The organism is Priestia sp. FW507-14D1A, assembly GCF_058781295.1.
This window is the reverse complement of the sequence record NZ_JBYSWQ010000001.1, coordinates 235197-256604: the sequence shown is the minus strand read 5'-3', so window position 1 is coordinate 256604 and position 21408 is coordinate 235197. Positions and strand designations below refer to the sequence as shown.

At 35.9% G+C, this 21408-nt stretch carries 27 protein-coding genes; 19 read left to right on the top strand and 8 right to left on the bottom strand.

Features of this window, described 5'->3' with window-relative positions:
• Window positions 1–7: 7 nt before the first annotated feature.
• Window positions 8–685, top strand: coding sequence for a response regulator transcription factor (locus AC3WJG_RS01570; RefSeq protein WP_098659064.1), 678 nt, complete (start codon window positions 8–10; stop codon window positions 683–685).
• Window positions 673–2136, top strand: coding sequence for a sensor histidine kinase (locus AC3WJG_RS01565; protein WP_102813534.1), 1464 nt, complete (start codon window positions 673–675; stop codon window positions 2134–2136). Before AC3WJG_RS01570 ends, AC3WJG_RS01565 begins: the two co-directional genes overlap by 13 nt.
• A gap of 235 nt (window positions 2137–2371) precedes the next feature.
• Here the strand turns inward: AC3WJG_RS01565 and AC3WJG_RS01560 are convergent, their stop codons facing one another.
• Together AC3WJG_RS01560 and AC3WJG_RS01555 are read right to left on the bottom strand one after the other, a co-directional pair.
• The gene (locus AC3WJG_RS01560) at window positions 2372–3238 is read right to left on the bottom strand and encodes an alpha/beta fold hydrolase (RefSeq protein WP_337134260.1); all 867 of its coding nucleotides are present in this window, start codon (window positions 3236–3238) and stop codon (window positions 2372–2374) included.
• A 287-nt stretch (window positions 3239–3525) separates the two neighbouring features.
• Window positions 3526–4350 (bottom strand): hypothetical protein, encoded by an 825-nt coding sequence (locus AC3WJG_RS01555; RefSeq protein WP_337134259.1) that lies wholly within the window; start codon window positions 4348–4350, stop codon window positions 3526–3528.
• Window positions 4351–4509: 159 nt separating this feature from the next.
• Between AC3WJG_RS01555 and AC3WJG_RS01550 the strand changes: the two genes are divergently transcribed.
• The 3 genes from AC3WJG_RS01550 to AC3WJG_RS01540 all read left to right on the top strand — a co-directional run bounded on the left by AC3WJG_RS01550 (window position 4510) and on the right by AC3WJG_RS01540 (window position 5792).
• Window positions 4510–5232 (top strand): FxLYD domain-containing protein, encoded by a 723-nt coding sequence (locus tag AC3WJG_RS01550; protein ID WP_098247949.1) that lies wholly within the window; start codon window positions 4510–4512, stop codon window positions 5230–5232.
• A 63-nt stretch (window positions 5233–5295) separates the two neighbouring features.
• Window positions 5296–5622: an antibiotic biosynthesis monooxygenase family protein gene (locus AC3WJG_RS01545; protein WP_060745199.1), complete on the top strand. Its 327-nt coding sequence runs from the start codon at window positions 5296–5298 to the stop codon at window positions 5620–5622.
• A gap of 41 nt (window positions 5623–5663) precedes the next feature.
• A complete protein-coding gene (locus AC3WJG_RS01540) occupies window positions 5664–5792 on the top strand; it encodes a hypothetical protein (RefSeq protein WP_255257705.1) in 129 nt (42 codons plus the stop codon).
• A 258-nt stretch (window positions 5793–6050) separates the two neighbouring features.
• On the opposite strand, the gene AC3WJG_RS01535 is transcribed toward AC3WJG_RS01540, so the two are convergent.
• Window positions 6051–6353, bottom strand: a complete 303-nt coding sequence (locus AC3WJG_RS01535) for a hypothetical protein (protein ID WP_337134258.1) — start codon at window positions 6351–6353, stop codon at window positions 6051–6053.
• A 248-nt stretch (window positions 6354–6601) separates the two neighbouring features.
• Here AC3WJG_RS01535 and AC3WJG_RS01530 point away from each other — a divergent pair, with 248 nt between their 5' ends.
• The 3 genes from AC3WJG_RS01530 (at window position 6602) to AC3WJG_RS01520 (ending at window position 9450) form a co-directional block, all read left to right on the top strand.
• The gene (locus AC3WJG_RS01530; protein WP_337134257.1) at window positions 6602–7663 is read left to right on the top strand and encodes a beta-carotene 15,15'-monooxygenase; all 1062 of its coding nucleotides are present in this window, start codon (window positions 6602–6604) and stop codon (window positions 7661–7663) included.
• Between the two features lie 136 nt (window positions 7664–7799).
• Complete coding sequence (locus AC3WJG_RS01525) at window positions 7800–9053, top strand: erythromycin esterase family protein (protein WP_337134256.1); 1254 nt, start codon at window positions 7800–7802, stop codon at window positions 9051–9053.
• 31 nt (window positions 9054–9084) lie between these two features.
• Complete coding sequence (locus tag AC3WJG_RS01520) at window positions 9085–9450, top strand: cupin domain-containing protein (RefSeq protein WP_102813538.1); 366 nt, start codon at window positions 9085–9087, stop codon at window positions 9448–9450.
• 26 nt (window positions 9451–9476) lie between these two features.
• Here the strand turns inward: AC3WJG_RS01520 and AC3WJG_RS01515 are convergent, their stop codons facing one another.
• Both AC3WJG_RS01515 and AC3WJG_RS01510 read right to left on the bottom strand, forming a co-directional pair.
• On the bottom strand, window positions 9477–10250 hold the full coding sequence (locus AC3WJG_RS01515) for a Cof-type HAD-IIB family hydrolase (protein ID WP_330533980.1): 774 nt from the start codon (window positions 10248–10250) through the stop codon (window positions 9477–9479).
• Between the two features lie 14 nt (window positions 10251–10264).
• A complete protein-coding gene (locus tag AC3WJG_RS01510; RefSeq protein WP_165574875.1) occupies window positions 10265–10435 on the bottom strand; it encodes a hypothetical protein in 171 nt (56 codons plus the stop codon).
• Window positions 10436–10549: 114 nt separating this feature from the next.
• Here AC3WJG_RS01510 and AC3WJG_RS01505 point away from each other — a divergent pair, with 114 nt between their 5' ends.
• Complete coding sequence (locus AC3WJG_RS01505; protein ID WP_043981633.1) at window positions 10550–11047, top strand: hypothetical protein; 498 nt, start codon at window positions 10550–10552, stop codon at window positions 11045–11047.
• Between the two features lie 62 nt (window positions 11048–11109).
• On the opposite strand, the gene AC3WJG_RS01500 is transcribed toward AC3WJG_RS01505, so the two are convergent.
• Complete coding sequence (locus AC3WJG_RS01500) at window positions 11110–11310, bottom strand: hypothetical protein (RefSeq protein WP_263033953.1); 201 nt, start codon at window positions 11308–11310, stop codon at window positions 11110–11112.
• Window positions 11311–11957: 647 nt separating this feature from the next.
• Between AC3WJG_RS01500 and AC3WJG_RS01495 the strand changes: the two genes are divergently transcribed.
• From AC3WJG_RS01495 to AC3WJG_RS01485, 3 genes are read left to right on the top strand one after another with little or no spacing between them, the layout of a single operon-like run.
• Window positions 11958–12491: a sigma-70 family RNA polymerase sigma factor gene (locus AC3WJG_RS01495; protein ID WP_221841002.1), complete on the top strand. Its 534-nt coding sequence runs from the start codon at window positions 11958–11960 to the stop codon at window positions 12489–12491.
• A gap of 3 nt (window positions 12492–12494) precedes the next feature.
• Window positions 12495–12902: a PadR family transcriptional regulator gene (locus AC3WJG_RS01490; protein WP_221841003.1), complete on the top strand. Its 408-nt coding sequence runs from the start codon at window positions 12495–12497 to the stop codon at window positions 12900–12902.
• An 8-nt stretch (window positions 12903–12910) separates the two neighbouring features.
• Complete coding sequence (locus AC3WJG_RS01485; RefSeq protein ID WP_221841004.1) at window positions 12911–14191, top strand: FtsW/RodA/SpoVE family cell cycle protein; 1281 nt, start codon at window positions 12911–12913, stop codon at window positions 14189–14191.
• Between the two features lie 832 nt (window positions 14192–15023).
• Here AC3WJG_RS01485 and AC3WJG_RS01480 read toward each other — a convergent pair.
• A complete protein-coding gene (locus AC3WJG_RS01480) occupies window positions 15024–15305 on the bottom strand; it encodes a DUF4190 domain-containing protein (RefSeq protein WP_221841006.1) in 282 nt (93 codons plus the stop codon).
• Between the two features lie 282 nt (window positions 15306–15587).
• Between AC3WJG_RS01480 and AC3WJG_RS01475 the strand changes: the two genes are divergently transcribed.
• From AC3WJG_RS01475 to AC3WJG_RS01445, 7 genes are all read left to right on the top strand, one after another.
• On the top strand, window positions 15588–15869 hold the full coding sequence (locus AC3WJG_RS01475) for a hypothetical protein (protein WP_221841007.1): 282 nt from the start codon (window positions 15588–15590) through the stop codon (window positions 15867–15869).
• A 29-nt stretch (window positions 15870–15898) separates the two neighbouring features.
• A complete protein-coding gene (gene yidC, locus AC3WJG_RS01470) occupies window positions 15899–16663 on the top strand; it encodes a membrane protein insertase YidC (RefSeq protein WP_221841008.1) in 765 nt (254 codons plus the stop codon).
• A 56-nt stretch (window positions 16664–16719) separates the two neighbouring features.
• Window positions 16720–16959 carry a hypothetical protein gene (locus tag AC3WJG_RS01465; RefSeq protein ID WP_221841009.1) on the top strand — a complete coding sequence of 80 codons (240 nt, stop codon included), beginning with the start codon at window positions 16720–16722 and terminating at the stop codon, window positions 16957–16959.
• A gap of 294 nt (window positions 16960–17253) precedes the next feature.
• Complete coding sequence (locus AC3WJG_RS01460; RefSeq protein ID WP_492587905.1) at window positions 17254–18105, top strand: ABC transporter ATP-binding protein; 852 nt, start codon at window positions 17254–17256, stop codon at window positions 18103–18105.
• Complete coding sequence (locus tag AC3WJG_RS01455; RefSeq protein WP_337134254.1) at window positions 18106–18759, top strand: ABC-2 transporter permease; 654 nt, start codon at window positions 18106–18108, stop codon at window positions 18757–18759.
• A 240-nt stretch (window positions 18760–18999) separates the two neighbouring features.
• Window positions 19000–19305, top strand: coding sequence for a hypothetical protein (locus tag AC3WJG_RS01450; protein WP_337134253.1), 306 nt, complete (start codon window positions 19000–19002; stop codon window positions 19303–19305).
• A gap of 462 nt (window positions 19306–19767) precedes the next feature.
• A complete protein-coding gene (locus AC3WJG_RS01445) occupies window positions 19768–19977 on the top strand; it encodes a hypothetical protein (RefSeq protein WP_102813546.1) in 210 nt (69 codons plus the stop codon).
• A 332-nt stretch (window positions 19978–20309) separates the two neighbouring features.
• Here AC3WJG_RS01445 and AC3WJG_RS01440 read toward each other — a convergent pair whose 3' ends face one another.
• Entirely contained in the window at window positions 20310–21356 is a 1047-nt protein-coding gene (locus AC3WJG_RS01440) for a 2,3-butanediol dehydrogenase (RefSeq protein ID WP_102813547.1), read from the bottom strand.
• Between the last annotated feature and the right edge of the window lie 52 nt (window positions 21357–21408).

Genomic DNA, 21408 nt, shown 5'->3' with positions numbered 1-21408 from the left:
GCTGGAGATGAAGCAAACAATTTTACTAGTAGACGACGAAAAAGACATTATTTCGTTTATGAAAGATGCGCTGCAAGATGAAGGATATGAGGTGATGTTCGCTTACGAAGGTCAAGAAGCGTTAAAGAAGCTAAAAGTAAATCCAGACTTAATTGTGCTGGATGTGATGATGCCAGGCATGGACGGCTTTGCTCTTTGTGAAATGATCCGAAAAAGCATATCATGTCCCATCATTTTTTTAAGCGCCAAGCAAACGGAGCAGGACCGAGTAAAAGGACTATTAGTGGGTGGAGATGATTATTTAGTTAAACCTTTCAGCATGAAAGAACTAAAAGCCCGGATTTATGCCCATCTGCGCCGGGAGCAAAGAATTAATAGTAACTCCTATAACAGGCTTCATTTTGGAGAGTTAACCATTGATTTAAACGGCTATCAAATTTTACATAACAATGAAGTGATTCCGTTTACTTCAAGAGAATTTGAGATTATTCATTTCCTCGCTCTTCATCCAGGTCAGGTGTTTACACGTGAGCAGCTGTATGAAAAAGTTTGGGGCTACGACGCGGAAGGCGATTCGTCTACGATTACAGAACACGTGAAAAAAATTAGAGCAAAACTATTAAAATATGACGAAACACCTTACATTTCAACGGTTTGGGGAATTGGCTACAAATGGGTAAAATAAAAAAATGGATGAACCGGGCGACGTTAAAAGCGCAGTTTGTTTTATCTTTTCATTTAATTTTGCTGTATAGCCTGCTTGCGACGCTTTTAACGTGGGGAATTGTCATCTTAGTGAACTGGTTTCTTATGCCCGGAGCACTGAATCCAGCAAATTATTATGAACAACAAATTCCTGATATTTTGCAGTTTGTGAATAAAAAAGATGATGAGCTTCTTTCGAAAGATGTTCAAAGCCAAGTAGAAGCGGTTATTCCGCTAGAAGGAATGGATTATCAAATTATAAATAAAGAAGGAAAAATCGTGTATGGATCCACGTCCACTTCATACATAAAAAATAAACGGGATCTTTATTCTCAGGTCAATACAAATATCCATTCAGGTAAATATATTATAAAAGTGTATCCGCTTTTTAATTCAAAAGACGAAGTAAACGGGGCCATTGCGCTAAGATATCAATTAAACATGGCTTCGACTAACCCAAATATTAAATGGATCGTTGCGCTTGTCACATTTGTATCGCTAGCCAGCCCGTTTCTTTACTTTTATTTGTTTGCTTATTTGTTTGGAAGACGATTTAGCAAAAAAATTGAACGGCCTTTTAATGAGCTGATGACCGCAGCTAAAAATATTCAGCATAATAATTTAGATTTTTCGCTGTCCGTCACTCAAGACGCAAAAGAATTAAGCCAGCTGCTTCATGCCTTTGAAGAAATGCGAAAAGAATTAAAGCAATCGCTAGCTAAACAGTGGCAGCTAGAAGAAGACCGCAAAGATATGACGGCTGCGATTGCACATGATTTACGAACGCCTCTTACGATTATTCACGGTCATACCGAAATTTTAGTAGAAGGAAGCAAAAAGGACCCGGAGAGGCTTAATCGATATTTACATACGATCTACACGAATACACTTCGTTCTATTCAACTATTAAATCAGCTGCAAGAAGTATCAGTCATAGAAAATCCAGGCTTTTCCGTAAAGAGTGAGCCTATGGATATCAACACATTTGTTCATGAGAAAGCAGACGAATTTCAGCTTTTATGTCAAAAAAAAGAGATTGCATTTGTATCTTCAATTAGTGTAGAAGATGCATCAAACCAATTTTACGGAGATCCCCAGCGCATTTCTCAAGTGTTAGATAATATCATCACAAACTGTATTCGCTACACGCTTGAACGAGGAGAGATAGCTTGGAATACCGTGATTCATCACAACGAAGTAATCTTTGAAATACATGATACGGGGCCTGGGTTTACACTATCCAACAAAGAACAGCTGTTTAAAAAGTTTTACAGAGAAGATGCGTCGAGAACAAGCGGCCACGGAAACTTAGGGCTAGGTCTTTATATTGCTCATTCTATTGTGAAAAACCATGGGGGAAGCATCACGGCCGATAATAAAGAGACGGGAGGAGCATTGTTTAAGATTGTTCTTCCAATGGGAAAGAAGTAAACGCGTAAAAAAAGAACCCTCAAAAAAGAGAGTTCAAAAAAGGGTAAGTAAGAAAGAAATGTACATGTTCCTTTGGGGGACTGCATCTGTACAGTAAAATTTGTACCCGGTATGCACTTGTTGAAACGTTGAAAAATAGTCCAATAATAGAAATGAATAGTTGATAATATGCTTTATAATTTATGAAAAAGACTGCAAAGCGGCTGTATCCTGTGCTTTGCAGTCTTTTTCGATTTTATTTGCGTAAGAAGTCTCTCATAAATTCATTCACCTTTTGGGGCTGCTCATGCTGAGGCGCATGTCCTACACCGTCTAAGCGGTGAATCGTTACGTTTGGAACGTACTCTTCAATACCATCTAAATTACTGTTTTCAAACGCTTCGTCCGCATTTCCCCATACAATTAAAGTCGGAGACTGAAATACTTTATGCGGCAGTGCAACAGGTTGATGCACACGCTCTTCAAATGGGTAAAGAGAAGACGCACGATAGTAGTTAAGCATGGATTTCATTGCATTTGGCTGGTTCCACGCCTCTACATATTTCGCTTCTTCTTCTTTAGTTAAATAGCCTTTTTTAATGCCTGGTTCTGTCAGCATGTTTCTTAGCTTTTCACTATTATTTGCGAGCAGCTCATCTTGAGAGTTTGGCCGTTGGAAAAAGCTCATATAGCTGCTTGCTTCTCGCTGAGCAGGGTTTTCAGCAAGCTCTCTTATAAATGTGTAAGGGTGCGGTGCATCAAACATCACTAACTTTTTGACATACTGCGGATATGTATAAGCAAATGCCCATGCAACAGCGCCGCCCCAATCATGTGCCACTAACACACATTCTTTTTCACCAAACTCTTCAATCAACTGCTTTACATCTTCCATTAAAAGGGGCATGCTGTAAGAAGAAATTTCTTCTGGCTTATCTGATAAGTTATAGCCTCGCATATCTACAGCTACCACGCGATAATCTTTCGAAAACTCTTCTAACTGATGGTGCCACGTATACCAAAAGTAAGGGAAGCCGTGTAAAAACAGCATAAGCTCGCCTTCACCTTTTGTTACGTAATGAAGGTTTACATCATTCACTTTTACATAACCGTCTTTAAACATGTTACTCATCCTTTCGCCTTTAATCTTTATTATAGAAAAACTTTACTCTTTATTAGTTGATGTATCAAATAATAAGGTTTCTTTACGCGATAAATGAGCTATAAAGCTCTTTTAAAACCCTTATTTTGGTTATTGTTTGTGAAAAATAACACCGATATCCCCAGGTTATATGTGATGCTTCGCTTGACTTAGAAAAAGCGAATATGTACAAAACGTAAGGAGTAAAAACTTGAGCTTGTAATGAATACAGAAAAAAAGCTCTCTAAAAGTACTTTTAGAGAGCTTTTTTAAAAATCACCGGCCTTGGCGATTCCTAAATTAGATTCAAAGTCGGTAATGTACACACAGGCATTGGTATACTTTTCAGATGCTTTATAGCTGAATTCTCTACTTACACTATAATCTTCACCTATAGGTTTATAAGATTGAATAGATTTAATTTGGTCGTCTAAAGACAAATCAAAATTATGAGTGGCTTTTTTTAATTGTTCGAGCTGCAGCTTGGTGAAACTATCGCGATGTTTTTGGATTTCATCTTGCATGAGTTCTATTTTATATTTAGATAGGGTGTTAATATGATCAATCGCAGGCCCCATATCTTTTTTTATTTGTGCTTCAGAAGAATGGAAGTGTTTATCATCAAATGAATCTGACACGTTATTGCTTTTTTCTGAAATTTTTGTTGCATCTATAACGTCATGAACATTGTTCATGAGCGTAACTTCATAGATAGTCTTGCTTGAATTAAATCTTTTATAGGATTTTACATATTCTTTTTCTGTTAATGCATCTACATCTCTTTTTAATTGCGCTATGCTTTCTTTTAGCTCACTATCACTTTGTGTTTCTACTTTTGACGTACTATTGATAGACGCAGACAGAAGATTAAAATCGTTTTTATAGCTTTGAAACGTTTTATCTTCTATCTTTCCGTCTTTATTGATTAAGCGTTCACACTCGTTTTGCAGGAATTTCAGCTCTATGGCCAGCTCTTTTTTTGCCTCGCTTCCATCTATGCTCTCATTATTTGAACTTGTGTGACTGCACCCTATTAATCCAAGCGCCAAAGCTATCGTAATGGTCCCAGTTGTTATCTTGCTTATGTTCCTCATGTTGAAACTCCGTTTCTATTTGTTTATTACTTGCATATAGAAACTATATCACATAAATGGAATATTTATCTAATTAGGTGTGAAATCTCCTTTAGATAAATCCAAAAAAGTATTATAATGGAATATGTGAAAAAAATAGTATTAAACGGAGGAATCATCATGAAAGTAAGACTACTGCTAGGAGTACTATTAACATTCTTGTTCATTCTGGCTGGATGCAACAAGGAAACGGACACTACTCAGCATAAGAAAGAGAAAACAAAGGATGAAAAAATAAAAATAGTAGAAGAAAAAAGTTATACACTTGCAGATTCGATCACTCATGATCACGTACTGAGCTATTCTGCGGTTATAAAAAATGAAAGTGACAAAACGCTTAATGTGAATGATACCACTATAAAATATGTAAACAAAACTGGAAAAGTCCTTGATCCGCATATTATTCCAAGTGACCCCGACGTTCATCTTGCTCCCTATGTACTAAAGCCGGGCGAGGAAGGGTACATTTCAGCGGAAGGAATTATTAATAAAGAACCAGATACATATAATGTAAAGGTCAAGATTAATCCGATAAAACCTGCAAGTAATGTACAGAGCTTGAAAATTAAAGGCGACGCAATGAGTCAGGAAAAAGAGAATCACATCTTACATATCAAAGGAACAGCTACAAACAATACCAAAGAATCTACTGAATATATCCTGGTTGGTGGAGCCTTATATGGAAAACAAAATGAGTTTATAGGAACTATATTTCAATCCGAAGAAGCGCAGCTGACTCCTGGAAAATCCATTCCTTTTGACGCTACTTCATCGGAAATCCCCGATAAAGAACTAGCAAAAGTGAAAAAATATAAAGTAGTAGCTTCTACGTATCAAGAGTAAAAGAGTCTTCACATTAGACTCTTTTTGTTATTAATTTGACTTTATTTAAAGGAGGAAATCAATATGTCTGGAATTGCTAAAACCCCCGAACCGCCTTATTATGCCGTTATTTTTGCTTCTGAAAGAACGGAAGGTGAGAAGGGTTATGGAATCATGGCAGACAAAATGGTAGAGCTTGCATCTAATCAAAAAGGCTTTTTAGGAATAGAAAGTGCTAGGGACAAAGATTTAGGCATTACCATTTCATACTGGGATTCTTTAGAATCAATCAAAATGTGGAAAGAAAACTCAGCCCATCGTGCAGCACAGTACAAAGGGAAAACAGAATGGTATCAAAAGTTTTCGCTTAGGATTTGTAAAGTGGAAAGACATAGCTTTTTTGAGATGTAAGGCGTATATGCTTAATTGTTTTAAAAAGGGGAGAAGCTGTTATGTTTTTAGCTATTGTAGGATTTATAGCCGTTTTTATCACTTTGTGTTCATTAGAAGCAAAGCTAAGAACGATTGTTAAACAAAATGATCGAGTGATTGAATTACTTGAGAAACAGAATAGAGAGTAAGAAAGCGCTAATGAACTCAACGTTTATGATATCATCTCCTGACTTTAGCTAAGGGAGATGTTTTATTTTAAGAGTGCATAAAAAAAACCTCAGTAGGAGGTCTAGTTATTACTTTTAAAAGCACTTATAACCAACTCATTTACTGTCGGATGCCATCTAGAGGCTGTATTAAAAGCTAATTATAAAGTGAGGTTATATTTATCGTTTCACCAGAAAATATGAGCTCAATTTCTTTATTTCTTACTTGTGATCGTTCATTTAATCACCGTATTTTTTTCTGTACGTGAGAAACGTTATTAAATATATAACTGAAATCATCGTCAGAAATATTAGTGGCGAAATACCAATGCCATCATAGGAACTTTTCCCTTGAACAGTCCGATAAATGGACTCTACAACATCCAAAATTAGTACACCAATAACGATCATAAATGAATATGATTGAGCCTTCGTGCTGATAAACTTCTTTCTTTCGTCACCTTTTCGCGAAGATGATGAAACAAAAATCAAAATTCCGCAAACTAACAGGATGAATGAATACACAATTTTAACCCAATCCATTTTACTCCTCCTTATAATAAATGTAAAAAGTATTTTACATTTATTATTGTAGCATCAGTTCCAAAAATGTCAAACTCTTTTTACATTGTAAATTATTTGTATGGAAGAATCGCTATAAAAAAGTAGATATCTTTAAAATGGTTTTATAAAACAAAGTCACGTTACAAAGTGACTTAAATCAACTTCACTGCTAAAATGGAAGTAACAGGAATTTACGCGTTTCACCAACTAAAAGTGAGGTGGGTTGTTTGGTTCTTCATAAAAAAACAGTTTCTTTTGTTGCTCTTTTCTTGTTGTTATTAGTGATAAGCTCGAATTATGTGTTATATCATTCTTCTTTTGGACTTCAGTCGTTGCCTGGTGATTTCAACGGAGTAGTAGTAGGTTCTATTTTAGACTTAAGCCTTGTGGCTCCGCTTTTATTTCTAGCTTGGCAGCGTAAGTTCAGTCTAAAGTACTTTATTGTATTAATGGCTACAGGCCTTGTGGCTGCACGTTTTATCATTCCGAGTGAATACTTGGCTTCTTTTCAGTCGGTTATGTGGCTAGGTGTTGGAATAGAAGGAGTACTCATTTTATTTGAACTTTCACTGCTGTTTATGCTAGTTAAAAACGTACCGCCTATTTTAAGAAGGATCAGATCAAGCTCTTTACCGCTTTTATTTTCTTTTTCGCGGGCTGTAAACGAAAAGTTCCCCAAACAAACGTTTATACACATCCTTTGTTCAGAAATGCTGATGTTTTACTATGCGTTTGGAACGTGGAAGAAGCAGCCGAGTACTGAAGGGGATACGTTTACTCTGTATAAACGCTCAAGTTTTATCACGTTTCAAATTATGATTATTCACGCGATTGTCATTGAAACGTTAGGGCTTCACTGGCTCCTGCACAACACGTCAATCGTTCTTTCAGTTGTTTTACTGTTCCTTAATATTTACAGCATTGTTTTTTTTATAGGAGACATTCAAGCATTAAGGCTTAATCCTTTACGAGTCGACAATGATCGTCTATACGTTTCTTTTGGCTTAGCCAAGCGTATGGAAATCAGGTTTCAAGATATTGAAGAAATAATAGAAGACACTCACATCCTCGAACAAAAAATACCTAACACTACGATTGAATTTATCGCACGTGATTTTGAAACCGTGCACCCTGATCTCTTACTAACATTAAAGTCTCCAGTTGAAGCAACACTTTTTATGGGAATCAAAAAGAAATACAAGCAGGTAGCCATTCGGGTAGATGATCCTCATGCGTTTAAAAAAATAGTTAAAGAGCATTTGGAGAAAGCTCAGAAGGGCTTAATCTAGGATTCTAGAAAGCCAGGACCTTATAGATATATAAGGTCTTTTTGTTGCTGATCAGCTATTGGACATAAATAGTGAAGTGTTAGCTGTATTTTAGTAAAATGGAATTAATAAGTAACGTGGTGAAGGAGGATAGAATATGGGGATTTTTTCAAAAGGAAAAGAGAGGTATTTAAACTCTGTGGAGTGGCTATCTAAAAACTCAATCCATTTAAGCGAACCGGCTGAATGTACGCCTCAAGAGTTTGAATTTCTCCGTCATATAGTAAAAGATAAGAGAATTGTGTGGTTAGGAGAAAACGGTCACAACATAAGAGAACATAATATGATGAAGTCAAAAATAATAGAATTTCTACATAAAGAAATGAATTTTACCGTACTGACATTTGAAAGCGGCTTAGCCGAATGCTTCAGCGCTAATGAGTTAAAGAAGGAGTTTACAGATGAAGACTTTTTAAAAAACGCGATTTATTCTTTATGGGCAACAAAAGAAAATCTGTCTTTGTTTCAGCTAATGAAAAAATCAGATTTAAGTTTAATAGGAATAGATATTAATCCCTCTTCTAATCCTGACCTTTTCCTAAAATTCGTTCAGCAGCTGAGTTCCGTAGTGTCTGAAGACATGATAGAAAAGATAGAATACATTGAAGCAGGCGTGTATAAATGGTATTACCAGCTAGGGCAATATAAAGCGAGAAGAAAAAAAGTTCCAGCAGAAATGCTACGTGAGTTTGCAGAGTTTAAAGAAAAAGCAAGCGTAGTAATAGGAGATTTAGAAGCTTATCTACTTGAAGAATACGTTTTGCATCTTGAAAATCAAGAGCTTGTATGTAAAGTTAAAATAATTATTCGATGCCTGCAAAACCGTTTGTATTTTATCAATTATATTCACCATAATCACCGGACGTATAAAAAACTAAGAGAAAAACGAATGAAGGAAAATTTAGAATGGATTTGTCAAGAACTGTACCCTAATGAAAAGATTATTATCTGGGCACATAACCTTCGTATTTTTAAACAATATAAAACGTTTACAGGCTTTGAACCACTAGGAGCAATCGTTTCTAATGAAATAAAAGAACAGTCTTATTACTTAGGGTTATTTATGTATGAAGGTGAAATACATACGGACACGGGACAGCCATATAAAATAGAGAAGCCGCCTAAAAAAAGTCTAGAGGACTATATGCATCAAGTGCAGTCACCAGCTTTATTTACAGATTTTTCACAGCTTGAAAAAACTTCAGGAAACAAGTGGATATTCACTAAAACGATCTTTTTAGAAAGTGGTACCATGCCAACTTTATTTGTACCGCGTGACCAGCTAGACGGTGCTTTACTTGTTGAGTCTGTTTCTCCGCCCGAGTATCTTAAACGCAATAAAAATAAATAAGAAAACGTAATAAACAAAGAGGGTATGTATATTGAAAATCTACAAATTCAGTAAAGAAGATGGCAAAAAAGTAGAAAAATATCAGTCGCATTTAGCCACTTACGTAAAAATGAGTCAAACAAATGAAGCAGCTATCATTGGTTTTATGTATATAGACGGAGAAGGAACGGTAGGGTATCATCAAGCTCCTATCTCTCAGCTATTTATCGTAGTCGAAGGTGAAGGGTGGGTAACAGGAGAGAATCAAAAACGAATACCCATTAAACGTGGAGAAGCAGCACTGTGGGAAAAAGGAGAGTGGCATACGTCGGGAAGTGAAACCGGTATGACGGCCATTGTCATTCAATCGGAGGAGCTACATCCTGAAACATTTATGGAAAGAAAAAAGCACGCTTAGATAAGTTGTCTAGGCGTGCCACTTTTCTATAGGACTTTAAATTTTTTAAGGGCAAACTCAATCCCATCTTCACCCGATTTCTTCGTGACAAAATCAGCGGCGTTTTTTAACTTATCAGATCCGTTGCCCATCGCAATTCCAAGGCCGGCTAATTCTATCATATCGATGTCATTTTCTCCGTCTCCGAATGCGATAGCCTCGGATTGATCGATGTTAAAATAGTCTAAGACCTTCAGGATAGCTACCGATTTTGTAATTTCTTCTTGAAGAACACTTACGGTAAAAGGGTGCCATCTTTTAAATAGTAACTGAGGAAATCGCTGCGTATACTGCTCAACGGTTTTATCATCACCATACAGACACATTAAATAAATATCTTCGTCATAAATACGCTCATTAATTTGAGGATATTCACTGAGCGATAATGTTTCCTTCAGGGCTTTTAAGATGTTATCATCTTTGACACCGTTCATGCTGAGCTCTTTTGTGTAAAATGAAAGTCCGTGCTTTTCTGATGCCGCGTATTCAAAGACTTCGCGCGCGACGTGCTTATCCATGGACAGCTTATGAATGACTTCTTCATTATGTACAGTAAACGCTCCGTTTGCTGTAATGAGGGTATCTATACCTAATTCTTTAACTTCTTCACACAGAGATAAAGGCCTTCCGGTAGCGGCTACGATTTTTAATCCTTTGTGCTTTAAACTTTTTACAATCTCTCGAGTTTTGGTGGAAATAATCCCGTTTTCGTGATGAGTAAGAGTTCCGTCCACGTCAAAGAATAAAATTTTATAGTTCATAGTAATCTCCTTGCTTAAACAGCTCTATCTTTTTTTACATTTACAAGTAATAGCGCACAGATTAAAATAGCACCCACGTATAAAAACGTAGAAACAACCGGTTTATGTAAAAAAGCAGTATGATTGTATGAAGAGTCATACAAATAAAGAACGGCTAAAAATAGAAAAGGCAGTAGTTTCTTCATGTTGTCACCTCCTGGTTTTATTATACATATTTTTCTTGTATTTGTATGTAATCTTAATAAGAGTGATAGAATAATAGTATTTTACATAAGCAAAGAGAAAGCGAAGTGACCAATATGACGATACATCATTATATAGGTTCTCCTTATGAATTGCCTACAGGAAGCTTTGGCACAAAAGAAACGCCGGTGCCTTTATCCGAAGTTTCTCCTTTTAATCAAAATCAAAAGAAAGATAAGCTAATTACAATCTACGAGAAAGAAGAAGATGCGTACGGTATTAGTATCAATCACTTAACCGACGGGTACAGTGACATAGAGCACGCATTCACCTTGCCATATATCTACGAAGTATCTTGTGATGCACATTCTAAATCAATAAGAGAGTTGTTTACTTATATTGAAGAACACCTGATAGAGGGCTGTCACATTGAATTATATTCTTGCTTGGACGGTGATGAAGCGGAAGAAAAAGATTCAAGTCTAGATACGTGTATTAACTTAAAAACGCTTTATTTTGGAAAGCATTATAAATTAGATAAAAAGAAGTACATCTATGAATTAGGAGAAATGTTTACATTTGAAGATAAACAATTCGTAGTGGTGGTGAAGTGAGTTGGTTAGCCTGTAACTTCTGGGTAAGAATTACAGGCTAACCAGTTTAAGCAGACTGATATTTATAAAAAAGGCTTGATATATGGAAGGCTTAAACCAACGTAAATAACAAATGACATAAGCAAGTAGCAGCCGATAACACTTCTTCTAACTGGTTTAGAAGCTTTTTTTAGCCAGCCCCAGTGCTTATCATCATAGTCAAAGATGAAGTAATCCAAAATGACGGATAACGTGATAATAGCAGCAATCATTAGTAGGACCATATGTATCCTCACTTTCAGTTTATAAAATAATTTCCTATTTATAACAATATACCTTGTTATCCAATTAATTACAAATAGATAAAAGTACTATGAAATCTAGGGGGAGTTTTTATAGGAGGTAGTTCACGGTTTAGTTTTAACTACCTTATTATGGTAGAATCCATAGCGTATAGTATAGCTTTTTTTTAAAGACAGCTATGAAAGTATTGGATTATGTTTATTTTATAGATAAGGGAGATTAGTTAAAGTGGCACGAATTATCAACTTTTGGTCATTTATCTGTGCATTACTATGCGTTGTGTTCTTTTTCATCGCATTTTATCATTCATCATTATTAAATATAAATTTATGTTTAGCAATTATTCTATTTTTCATTGGCATCGCAGGATTTTTTGGAATAAATAATTGGACATCGGCTCTGAGAAGTATTCTAACAGTGGTAATTAGTGCTGGGTTAATTCTAGTTACAGGATTTATTATCTTCATCGGCAATCTTTTTTCATAGCAGGTACATAAAAGGTACGACTAAAGGTTCTCGTTTAGAGAACCTTTTTTAGTGCACACGTAATTATCCAGAAAATAAAAATGAAAATATAAAAACCTTTTGACAACATGCTTCGTCTAAAAAAAAGAAAGGAGAGGCAGAAGTGAAAGAACTGACCGTAGAATGGATACAAGTACAAGACAAAGAACTAGTTATAGATGAAATTATGGATCGATATGGACAAGAAATCTTGCAGCTGGCTTACTCATATGTAAACAGCGTAGCGGTTGCGGAGGATTTGACGCAGGAGATTTTTATTAAATGCTACAAAAATCTTTACAAGTACAGCGGTAGATCCAAGTTTCGGACGTGGTTATGGCAAATCGCAATTAACCACTGTAAAGACTTTTTAAAAAGCTGGTACAACAAAAATATTATACCGGCGACAGACTATTTTCCAAATCATATAAGTGAAAAAGAAAACATAGAGGCAGCTGTTATTCAACACGAAGAAGACCACGAGCTGATGTCAGCTGTTATGAAGCTGCCGACTAAATATAAAGAAGTGATTTATCTTTTTTATTATGAAGAGTTATTGATTAAAGATATTGCGCTCGTAACCAAAACTGGCACGAATACCGTAAAAACGAGATTGAGACGAGCCAAATCACTTTTAAAAGAAATGCTGGAGGAATGAGTCATGGATAAACGTCTTAAAAATCTTAGAAAAACAATGAATCGTGAAGTGTTTGCTCAGCTAACATTTACGGAAAGTCATAAGAAAAGCATTCGAGAAAAAATAAAGCAAGAGACTCATAGCGACGAAGAAATTCTGATTGCTATGATGCAGCTGCTTGTGCAGGAGAAAACGGGCTATGAGTTAGTCAGCTTATTGCAAAACCGAGGAATTTTAAATTTCAAAGAAAACGAAGGGTCTTTATATGTCATCCTGCATCGACTAGAGCTAAAAGGTGTATTGACGAGCAGCTGGCAAGAAGACGGAGCAAAGTTTTATCAATTAAATCAAAAGGGGCGCAAACTGCTCAAAAAAGTGGAAGAGCAGCCGTTATCTAACCACATAAGTTTTAAAGAAATACTAGAGGGGTGAAGGAGTATATGGGTGAACAAAGAAAGTCATTTTTAGAACAAGTGCAATCGCAAATTAAATCAAAAGAAGCCAAGGCATTTGTTTCTGCGGAATTGCATCATCATTTAAACGAAGTGAAAAACTATTGGCTGCAAAAAGGGATAAGCGAAGAGCAAGCAGACGAAAAGGCCGTTACTCAAATGGGAAACCCTATCAGCATTGGTCGAAACCTTAACCGTATTCATCGTCCAAAAGTAGATTGGCTTACACTAGCTTTATTTGTTGCCGCTCTACTTTTAGGATTTCTGCCACTATTGTCTCAAGGGTACATGACTGGCAATCATTTTTCTATGTATAAGGTTATTTTTGTTGTTTTGGGCGGAATTTTAGCTTTTGGCATGATGTTTATAGACTATAGAAAGATGGCCAACAAGGGATGGATATTCTATTTACTAGGTACTTTACTCTTACTATTTTTGACAAGATATTTTAACACGCTCGTAGAAGGACAAGCCGTTTTAAAGATAGGTTCTTTGAAGATAGAAGGTTTGATGGCCATTCCTTTTTTCCTTATGGCATGGGCGGGATTCTTTCAAAGCAATCGTTTTAAGATGTGGCAATTCTTGCTTTTATTTTTTCTGTCATCGTATTTCTTTTTACAATTTAGCCTTACAACGCTCCTTATATATGTAGCCATGACGTTTACGATGATCTGGTGGAGTAAGCTAAATAAAAAGAAAATAGCCATTGTCCTAGGAGTTGGCTTTGCGTTAGTCACTGCTTGGGGCATAATCGGATGGATGACCGTTGCTTATTATCAAAAGCAAAGACTACTCTCATTTATAAACCCTTATAATTCAGAAGAGTACTTTGGTCTTTCAAAGGTTCATCATTTATTTATGGATGCAGGATGGTTTGGAAAACATTCATTTGTTGATCAAATGATTCCTCAAGCGAATACGAACTTTGTATTCCTAAGCTTTACTTATTATTACGGGTGGCTGTTTGCAACAATTCTTTTTCTAGTTCTTTCTTTAGTTGTTGTTAGAATTACGTTTATTGCTAAAAAAATTGGTGATTCGTATACTAAACTGCTGCTAGTGGGGGTTATGATAATTTATACGATACAACTTGTTGGACATGTAGGAATGATTGTCGGATTCTTTCCTATGACAAACATGTCGTTACCGTTTATTAGCTACGGATTGATGCCGGTTTTGTTAAATGCATTCTTAATAGGAATTGTGTTAAGCATCTATAGACGCAAAGATCTATTTGCTACAAACACCTTACAGGGTAATCAGCAATAGATTATAGATTGTGAGACTTTAAAATCTGTTGGTGTTATGAACTGATGGTGAATGATTGATTTCATAAAGACAAGTAAAACACACGCTGGAAAATGAATGCCAGCGTGTGTTTTATGCCTAGAGTGGTTATAGGTCTCTTACTTAACCCTTTGGTGTAGCTGCTCTGTTCCCGTATCTCTTTTCAATAATTTTATACGTAACTCCAGTTAAAACGGACAGTATTAGCATCTTTCCTATAAGGTTAAGACCATAGTTATATTTTAGATATTCTAATAGTACTGCATATACAAAGACGCAGATACCTAATATGACATGTTTCATAAATAACTCCTTTGTCATTGACTTCATACAGCTATATTTTAACGTATAAAAGAGGGCTAAATCGTTAGCCCTCTTTTAAGTAAGCTTGTTAAGTGAACAGCTGTTTTTTAACTCAGTTATTTACATTCAAAAGAATAGTGATTGGTAATTGGATCATGTATCTCTACTATGGCTTCTCCGCCGTTATCATAACATCTTGAGGTCAAAGTTTGTATCTCTGTACTATTAAAATAGCTAGAACAGTTAAGCAACACAGAGATTACTAGTAGTAAAGTAAGTAAAACAATTATGATTTCTTTTATTTTGGATTCAACGCTAGATTTAATTTTGTATTCTCCTTTGCAATTTACATGAAAAGCTATAGGTCTAGTAACAATGAGTCATAGTTAATGTTTAAATTTTAAGAGCTTGATCTTCGGATAGTGGAAAATCAAGCTTTTATTCTTTTATATAGAAACTCCAATAACTTTATCTAAACCACGATTTTCCTACATTTTTTAATTTACCTGTTTTATTCATAGTCTACAGTCGTTCCCCCAAATACAAACGTAATAATCCCCAATACAAAGAACAGCTGAGAAATTACGCCTACTATACTGCAAATCAGCCCGGCAATTGCGAGTCCTTTACCGCCTTGATTGGTAGCAGCTATTTGATTTGATGCTTTTTTGTAGAAGATAATGCCAATAATACCTGTAATAAACCCGATGATTGGAATAAAGATGGATACGATACCTAGAGTTAGAGAAACAATAGAGTTGGTGTTTACTTGAGGTTTTGTATTAGTTTCCAATAGATTCACTCCCTATAAATGATTTTTTTGATTATAACATAAAAAGGAATAATATCCTTTTTAATAATAAAAATAGAAATTTTTAGAATTATATGTGTCCCAGTATATTGTCTATACGTCATTTCATTAACCGTATAATGACAGCTACAAAAAGAAACCTATTTTTTTGACTCCTATAAGGAAATCGATTTTGCGGGCTACCTTAGATTAAATCTGCTTCATAAAAAAATTTAACCTAAATTAAGGAAAATATGATACAATAATCCATAAGGATGTGAATAAATGGAATTATTTATACCGGATGCTTTAGTGTATTTATCACTTGCGATTATGACGGCATTCTTTGTGCATGCTGCTATTAAACTAGCTACATTTCAAACAATACATAAGCATGTTTGTCTGCAGCAAAAGGATATGTATCTTATACAAAACGTGAATCTTTTACGCGCTCAGGATCTCATATGCTGCGTGTATTACAAATTTAAATTTATATATTCTGTTCACAGACAAGAAGCAATAGGTGAACAAGATGATGAAGGTCCGCATTCGCCAGTATTTTTTTAACCGATTAAAAAAATACTGGAGGAATTTAGATGTTAAAACATAAAAAGAAGATTTTCTTTATTGTCGTTTCCATTTTTCTACTTGCCGGCTGTGATTCATCAAACATGATTCAAAGTTCGCACACTCACTTTTTTGATCACTATTTTATTTATCCTTTTTCGCTACTCATTTTGTTTATAGGAAATACGTGGCTTCATCAAAGTATTGGTTTTTCAATTATGCTTGTGACGGTTGGCGTACGTATGCTGCTGGCGCCTTTAAACATTCTTCAATATAAAAATCAGCTGAACAATAAACGTATACAGCCTCAGCTTCAAGAGCTAAAAGAGAAGTACAAAGATAAAGATCCTGAGAGTCAGCAGCAATATCAGCGTGAAATGATGGAACTTCTTAAAGAAAATGGAGCCAACCCTCTTATGGGATGCCTTCCTTTACTTGTTCAGCTTCCTGTCTTTTCAATCGTGTACTATGCGATTAGACGAATAGATGAAATTAGCGCATCATCTTTTTTATGGCTTGACTTAGGACATGCAGATCCGTATTTTATTCTTCCAATCGCGGCGGCAGTTGCTACGTACTTACAGTCAAAAGTTATGCAAAGTGATGTAGAAGGAGTGAATCAATCGCAAGCAGTGTTATCTCGAATTCTTTCGCCTCTCATGGTGCTTTCATTTGGAATCTTTTCACCATCTGGTCTTGTTTTATACTGGATGACGGGCAGTTTGTTTATGATTTTTCAGTCTGTTGTATTAAAGAAGGTTGTTCAAGAAAAAGTAGCGCTTGAAGCAAAATAAAGAGATTAAAAGGTTGCTCTGTTAGGAGCAGCCTTTTAGTGAAAGGAGGGAGCATTATGAAGAAATATATTCTTTCATTCGGCGTAACAATTGGCACCATAGCACTTTTGTTTTTTATCGGAAATACATTTCATATTTCGTTACTGTCAGTTCAGTGGATTTATGTAAATGAACCAGAAAATTTTCAAATGGAAGCAAAAGGCGGTTTAATACCGGTAGCCCTTGGGCTTATTCTTGGTTTTATAACCGACTACGTATTAAGTGAAAAAGAAAAAAAGCAGGGTCAACAATTATAGTGAAGAAAAAGGATCTTTTATAGCAGATCCTTTTTTTATTTGTGATTTCGCTAAATAGGTCAGGCAAGAATAGTACAGGCAGATGTTGTCATACATATTACGGTCATCAAAAACAAATGAAGAGGCAGCAAACCTTTATGTTATCATCGACTTTTTATAGTTTACTAGCTATAATTGGTATTAAATAGTCATTTTTGTAAATAAAAGGTGATTCTGTGTGCCGTCAAAATGACTAAATCAGTTACTTTCTATGACTACAACTAACTCTACTAATAGAGAAAGTGAAGTGAGCAAATGACAAATCTTTTAGAAGTTAGAAACATGGCAAAATCGTTTGGCCAAAATGAGGTTTTAAAAGATGTTTCCTTTCATGTACCTCCTGGATCGATTGTGGGATTTATTGGTGATAACGGAGCGGGTAAATCTACGACGTTTAAAGCAGTACTAGAATTAATTTCGAGAGATAGCGGTACTGTCGAAATATTTGGTGAAGACAATTTGAATACAGATGCGACGATTAAAGAAGATATTGGAGTCGTGTTTGATGCGATTAATCTGCCGGTTTCTTTGACCATAAAACAGTTAAACAACGTTTTTAAGAAACTATTTAATTCTTGGGAAGAAGCTGGTTTTCACCGGTTGATTCGTTCGTTTTCGTTGCCGGAAGATAAAAAAATACATATGTTTTCGCGCGGCATGTCGATGAAATTATCTCTAGCGGTAGCGCTGTCTCACCGTGCTAAATTATTACTGTTAGATGAAGCGACAGGAGGACTGGATCCTTCGTCTAGAGAGCAAATACTAGATGAATTAAAAGCATTTGTCAGCGATGGCAGCAGCGGAATTTTGCTTTCGTCTCACATTATGAGCGACGTCGAAAAAATCGCGAGCCACCTTGTTGTGATTAAAAACGGTGAGGTTTTATTAAATGAAGAAAAAGAGAAAGTTTTTCAGGAGTATGCAATTGCCGTTATGAATGAAGAACAGCTGAACTTACTTCCTGAAGATGTAGTAGTGGCAAAAAGAACGTATGATACGTCTGTCCGTGTACTCGTATCAGATAAGCATCAGCTGCCAGATGAAACTATAACTGAACCGATGTCGATGGAAGAACTAAGCGTGCTTTTAACAAGGAGTGAAACGTAAATGAGAGGTCTATTGTTAACGAACTACTACCTCATTCACCGAAGCTTTTTGACTTACACAGCGCTCGCCATAGTTATTTCTGCGGTCATCTTTTATTTTGCGGATCCTTCATTTTACCGTATTATAGCGATGTTAATTATTTTATTAATGGCAATGCCAGCGCTTGAAGTGATCAAATTAGAAAGTAAGACCGGCTATGACAAATACGTGCTTACTCTTCCAATTAGCCGAAAAAATGTGGTGCAAAGCCACTATGTTTTCTATTTTTTAATTGTCGTCAGCGGAACCATCCTATCCTATGGTGTTTTTTCAATGTATTCGCTTATTTCTAAGAGTGCAGTAGAGAATATAGTAAATATCGTTTCATTTGGTACATTTATCGTCCTTTTTGCCGGTGCACTTGCTTATCCGCTTCTTTATGTATTCGGAGCAGAGAAATCTGACGGAATAGTACTTGGAGGAGGCATGGGGGGCCTTTTCGTTGCGATTGCTTTACAGGGAGCTGTTGGCTATTTCGTCGAGATATTAGTGGCATCAAGCTTACCGATTGCTTCTTCTTTGTATGTTCCTATCTTATATACTCTTGTGGGAATGGTAATGTATATTGCTTCTTACTTTATTGCGCTGTCTATCTACCGGAAGAGAGAATTTTAGTATGAATTGGTTTTGAAGTAAAGACTACAAAGCGTTCTTTAAGGCTATTTATCAACAAATAATTCAAACAAAAAAACAGCCACAACATTTGATAAACTAAGCAAACAAGATCTCAAAAATATAGCCGATATGATTGGTGATCAAGCTTGAGGGATAAGCACTTTTACAAAAGTTAATTGTGTCCTCTATACACATGTATTATAGTAAAAGATGCAGTTTTAAAATGAGAAAGGAGATTATATGGGGAATTCGTTTAAACAGGCTTCAAATGTATCAAAAATCGCTTTTATTGCTACACTGATTTTGTATATTATTATTGTAGCATCTTTTATTCCGTCAATTGTATTTGCGGGAGCTTTCTTTGCTATAGTAATTAAAATAGCAGCAGCACTTTTAATCTTAGTAACAATCCTAGGAATGATTTATTCGCTCTTCATTAAAGGCGGTCAAAAATTTCTTTTTTTACTGTTACATGCCGCTTCTTTATTTATTGTGTTGTTTAGTATCTCTGCTTTTATGCTCGCTAAAAGCGCTGAGTTGACATAGTGAAGAGGAATTACATATGCAAAAAAGGCAGGAGAAACCCTGCCTTTTTTATTTTTGTATGATTTCAAGAGGACTCGTATGTTCTGGAGAGGCACTGCTGACTATTTGGCTAAACTTGTTTAACAAGAAGAAAAGAAGGAAAAGGAAGAAAAAGGAGATGTGATAATTTGGAAATAGTCATAACTGTGACAGCGGGTATGGGTTTTCTTCTCTCTTTTTATCTTTTTTATTTTTACCCTGTTATAAGTGAAAGCAAGGGGAAACCCTTGAGTGAAAGGCAAATCTATATGATGAGAGGGCTAGCCGTAATTGTTCTTTTAGCCAGCGCTATAACGGGAAGTCATTTTGCCTAAACAGGATTGTGCTATTGATCAGCGATCTCTTTATCTAAAATGCTAATGAATAAATCGTATGCTGCCACTATCAAGATAGGTGGGGTAAAAAAGAGAGGAAGTTAATACAATGAAATGGTACAAACATGCGCTCATTCCTTTCGCCATAGGATTTTTAAGCTTCGTATGTTTTATGATTTATAGTAAAGCAGCAGGAAATACGAGTCTTCAGCTAAACCAGGCGCTGTTTATTTCAATAGGTATAGGTATTGGAGCAGTCCCGGTCTCGTTTTTTGTAGAATATCAAAAGAACAAAGAAAATAAAAAGTTTCATAGCTAAGTTATTTACGGAATGGCCCCTAGTTCTTTATTTTGTTGGAAAAGGTGGCGTATTTTATATCTATCTAGTCCTCATGAACTAACCTATTGATATGTTAGGATTAGATGAAACAACTTTTTTAGGCGTTAAAGTCTGTAATCTATGAAATTCATGTAACTAAGCATCCCATGGATTCGAATGTAATTAAATCAACGGGGATAGTCCTGGAGTTCACTCGTTAATTCTTCTACACTGTTAAATTATGTTGATGGAACTCTGCACACATCTCGGCTGAATCCTATTAAAGAGCTGAAAAGCCACTAATTACTATCAGTGGCCTAGAGAAATCCTTATTATCGCTGTTCTGATTCAACCAAAATTTTAACTTGGTTTTTTTCCTTAATCAGGCTTTCGAATCCTTCTTCAATTACATCGTCTAGAGCTATCTTTTTCGTTACTAACTTTTCGGCTGAGAAGTAGCCTTTTTGCATAAGAGATAATACCGCTGGGAACACGTTACGATAGCCAATGATTCCTTTAACAGTTCGTTCTTTAATTACAATATCATTTGGTAGAATTTCTGCTCCTTTTTCCCATATGCTAACGATAATAGTTTCTCCACCAATTCCTGTAGATTGGATTGCTTGGCGTAATACAATAGGTACGCCTGTTACTTCAAAAGATACATTTACGCCACCGTCAGTTAATCTACCAATTTCAGCTACCGTATCTTCAACTTCAGCAGGATTGATGATGATTGCTCCTAATTCTTCTGCTTTCGCTTGTCTTTCTGGAGATAATTCAACTGCATAAATATCGGTTGCACCTGCTGCTTTCAACGCTTCAATGACAAGAAGTCCAATGGGGCCACATCCAAATACAGCAACTTTGTCTCCTGCTTTCACTTTACTTGAACGTACTGCATAAAGAGCTACTGCCGCTGGTTCTACTAGAGCACCTTGTTCATAAGATAAATCATCTGGAAGTTTGAATAAAAGTTCTTCGTCTACAGCAACATATTCACTAAGACCTCCACCGCCTCCGGCTAAACCTAAGAATCCCATTTGTTCATCTAGGTTATAAGCACCTTGGTGTCCATGTGTAGCAAAGATTGGCTCAACTACCACACGATCACCCACTTTATAACGAGTTACACCTTCTCCAATCTCTACTACTTCACCTGAGAATTCATGTCCAAGCGTCACTGGAGCAACCTCATTAGTGAGAGGGTGCGGTCTATCAACTGGAATAAAGATGGGACCGCCTAAGTATTCATGCAAATCACTACCGCAAATTCCACACCATTTAACTTTCATTTTTACCTGACCAGCCTGTACAACCGGTTCATTTATTTCTTCAAGACGAATATCTTTTTGATTATGCCATCTTAGCGCCTTCATATACTACATCTCCTTGTGTCATTTCTTTTACTATACCTATAAGTATACAATC

Coding starts and splice junctions, on each gene's coding strand:
- AC3WJG_RS01545 (WP_060745199.1), top strand. CDS start 5,296: ATGTCTGGAATTGCTAAAACCCCCGAACCGCCTTATTATGCCGTTATT.
- AC3WJG_RS01540 (WP_255257705.1), top strand. CDS start 5,664: ATGTTTTTAGCTATTGTAGGATTTATAGCCGTTTTTATCACTTTGTGT.
- AC3WJG_RS01550 (WP_098247949.1), top strand. CDS start 4,510: ATGAAAGTAAGACTACTGCTAGGAGTACTATTAACATTCTTGTTCATT.
- AC3WJG_RS01450 (WP_337134253.1), top strand. CDS start 19,000: ATGGGGAATTCGTTTAAACAGGCTTCAAATGTATCAAAAATCGCTTTT.
- AC3WJG_RS01465 (WP_221841009.1), top strand. CDS start 16,720: ATGAAGAAATATATTCTTTCATTCGGCGTAACAATTGGCACCATAGCA.
- AC3WJG_RS01445 (WP_102813546.1), top strand. CDS start 19,768: ATGAAATGGTACAAACATGCGCTCATTCCTTTCGCCATAGGATTTTTA.
- AC3WJG_RS01515 (WP_330533980.1), bottom strand. CDS start 10,250: ATGAACTATAAAATTTTATTCTTTGACGTGGACGGAACTCTTACTCAT.
- AC3WJG_RS01455 (WP_337134254.1), top strand. CDS start 18,106: ATGAGAGGTCTATTGTTAACGAACTACTACCTCATTCACCGAAGCTTT.
- AC3WJG_RS01490 (WP_221841003.1), top strand. CDS start 12,495: ATGGATAAACGTCTTAAAAATCTTAGAAAAACAATGAATCGTGAAGTG.
- AC3WJG_RS01525 (WP_337134256.1), top strand. CDS start 7,800: ATGGGGATTTTTTCAAAAGGAAAAGAGAGGTATTTAAACTCTGTGGAG.
- AC3WJG_RS01570 (WP_098659064.1), top strand. CDS start 8: ATGAAGCAAACAATTTTACTAGTAGACGACGAAAAAGACATTATTTCG.
- AC3WJG_RS01535 (WP_337134258.1), bottom strand. CDS start 6,353: ATGGATTGGGTTAAAATTGTGTATTCATTCATCCTGTTAGTTTGCGGA.
- AC3WJG_RS01460 (WP_492587905.1), top strand. CDS start 17,254: ATGACAAATCTTTTAGAAGTTAGAAACATGGCAAAATCGTTTGGCCAA.
- AC3WJG_RS01505 (WP_043981633.1), top strand. CDS start 10,550: ATGACGATACATCATTATATAGGTTCTCCTTATGAATTGCCTACAGGA.
- AC3WJG_RS01510 (WP_165574875.1), bottom strand. CDS start 10,435: ATGAAGAAACTACTGCCTTTTCTATTTTTAGCCGTTCTTTATTTGTAT.
- yidC (WP_221841008.1), top strand. CDS start 15,899: ATGTTAAAACATAAAAAGAAGATTTTCTTTATTGTCGTTTCCATTTTT.
- AC3WJG_RS01565 (WP_102813534.1), top strand. CDS start 673: ATGGGTAAAATAAAAAAATGGATGAACCGGGCGACGTTAAAAGCGCAG.
- AC3WJG_RS01555 (WP_337134259.1), bottom strand. CDS start 4,350: ATGAGGAACATAAGCAAGATAACAACTGGGACCATTACGATAGCTTTG.
- AC3WJG_RS01440 (WP_102813547.1), bottom strand. CDS start 21,356: ATGAAGGCGCTAAGATGGCATAATCAAAAAGATATTCGTCTTGAAGAA.
- AC3WJG_RS01485 (WP_221841004.1), top strand. CDS start 12,911: ATGGGTGAACAAAGAAAGTCATTTTTAGAACAAGTGCAATCGCAAATT.
- AC3WJG_RS01500 (WP_263033953.1), bottom strand. CDS start 11,310: ATGGTCCTACTAATGATTGCTGCTATTATCACGTTATCCGTCATTTTG.
- AC3WJG_RS01560 (WP_337134260.1), bottom strand. CDS start 3,238: ATGTTTAAAGACGGTTATGTAAAAGTGAATGATGTAAACCTTCATTAC.
- AC3WJG_RS01475 (WP_221841007.1), top strand. CDS start 15,588: ATGGAATTATTTATACCGGATGCTTTAGTGTATTTATCACTTGCGATT.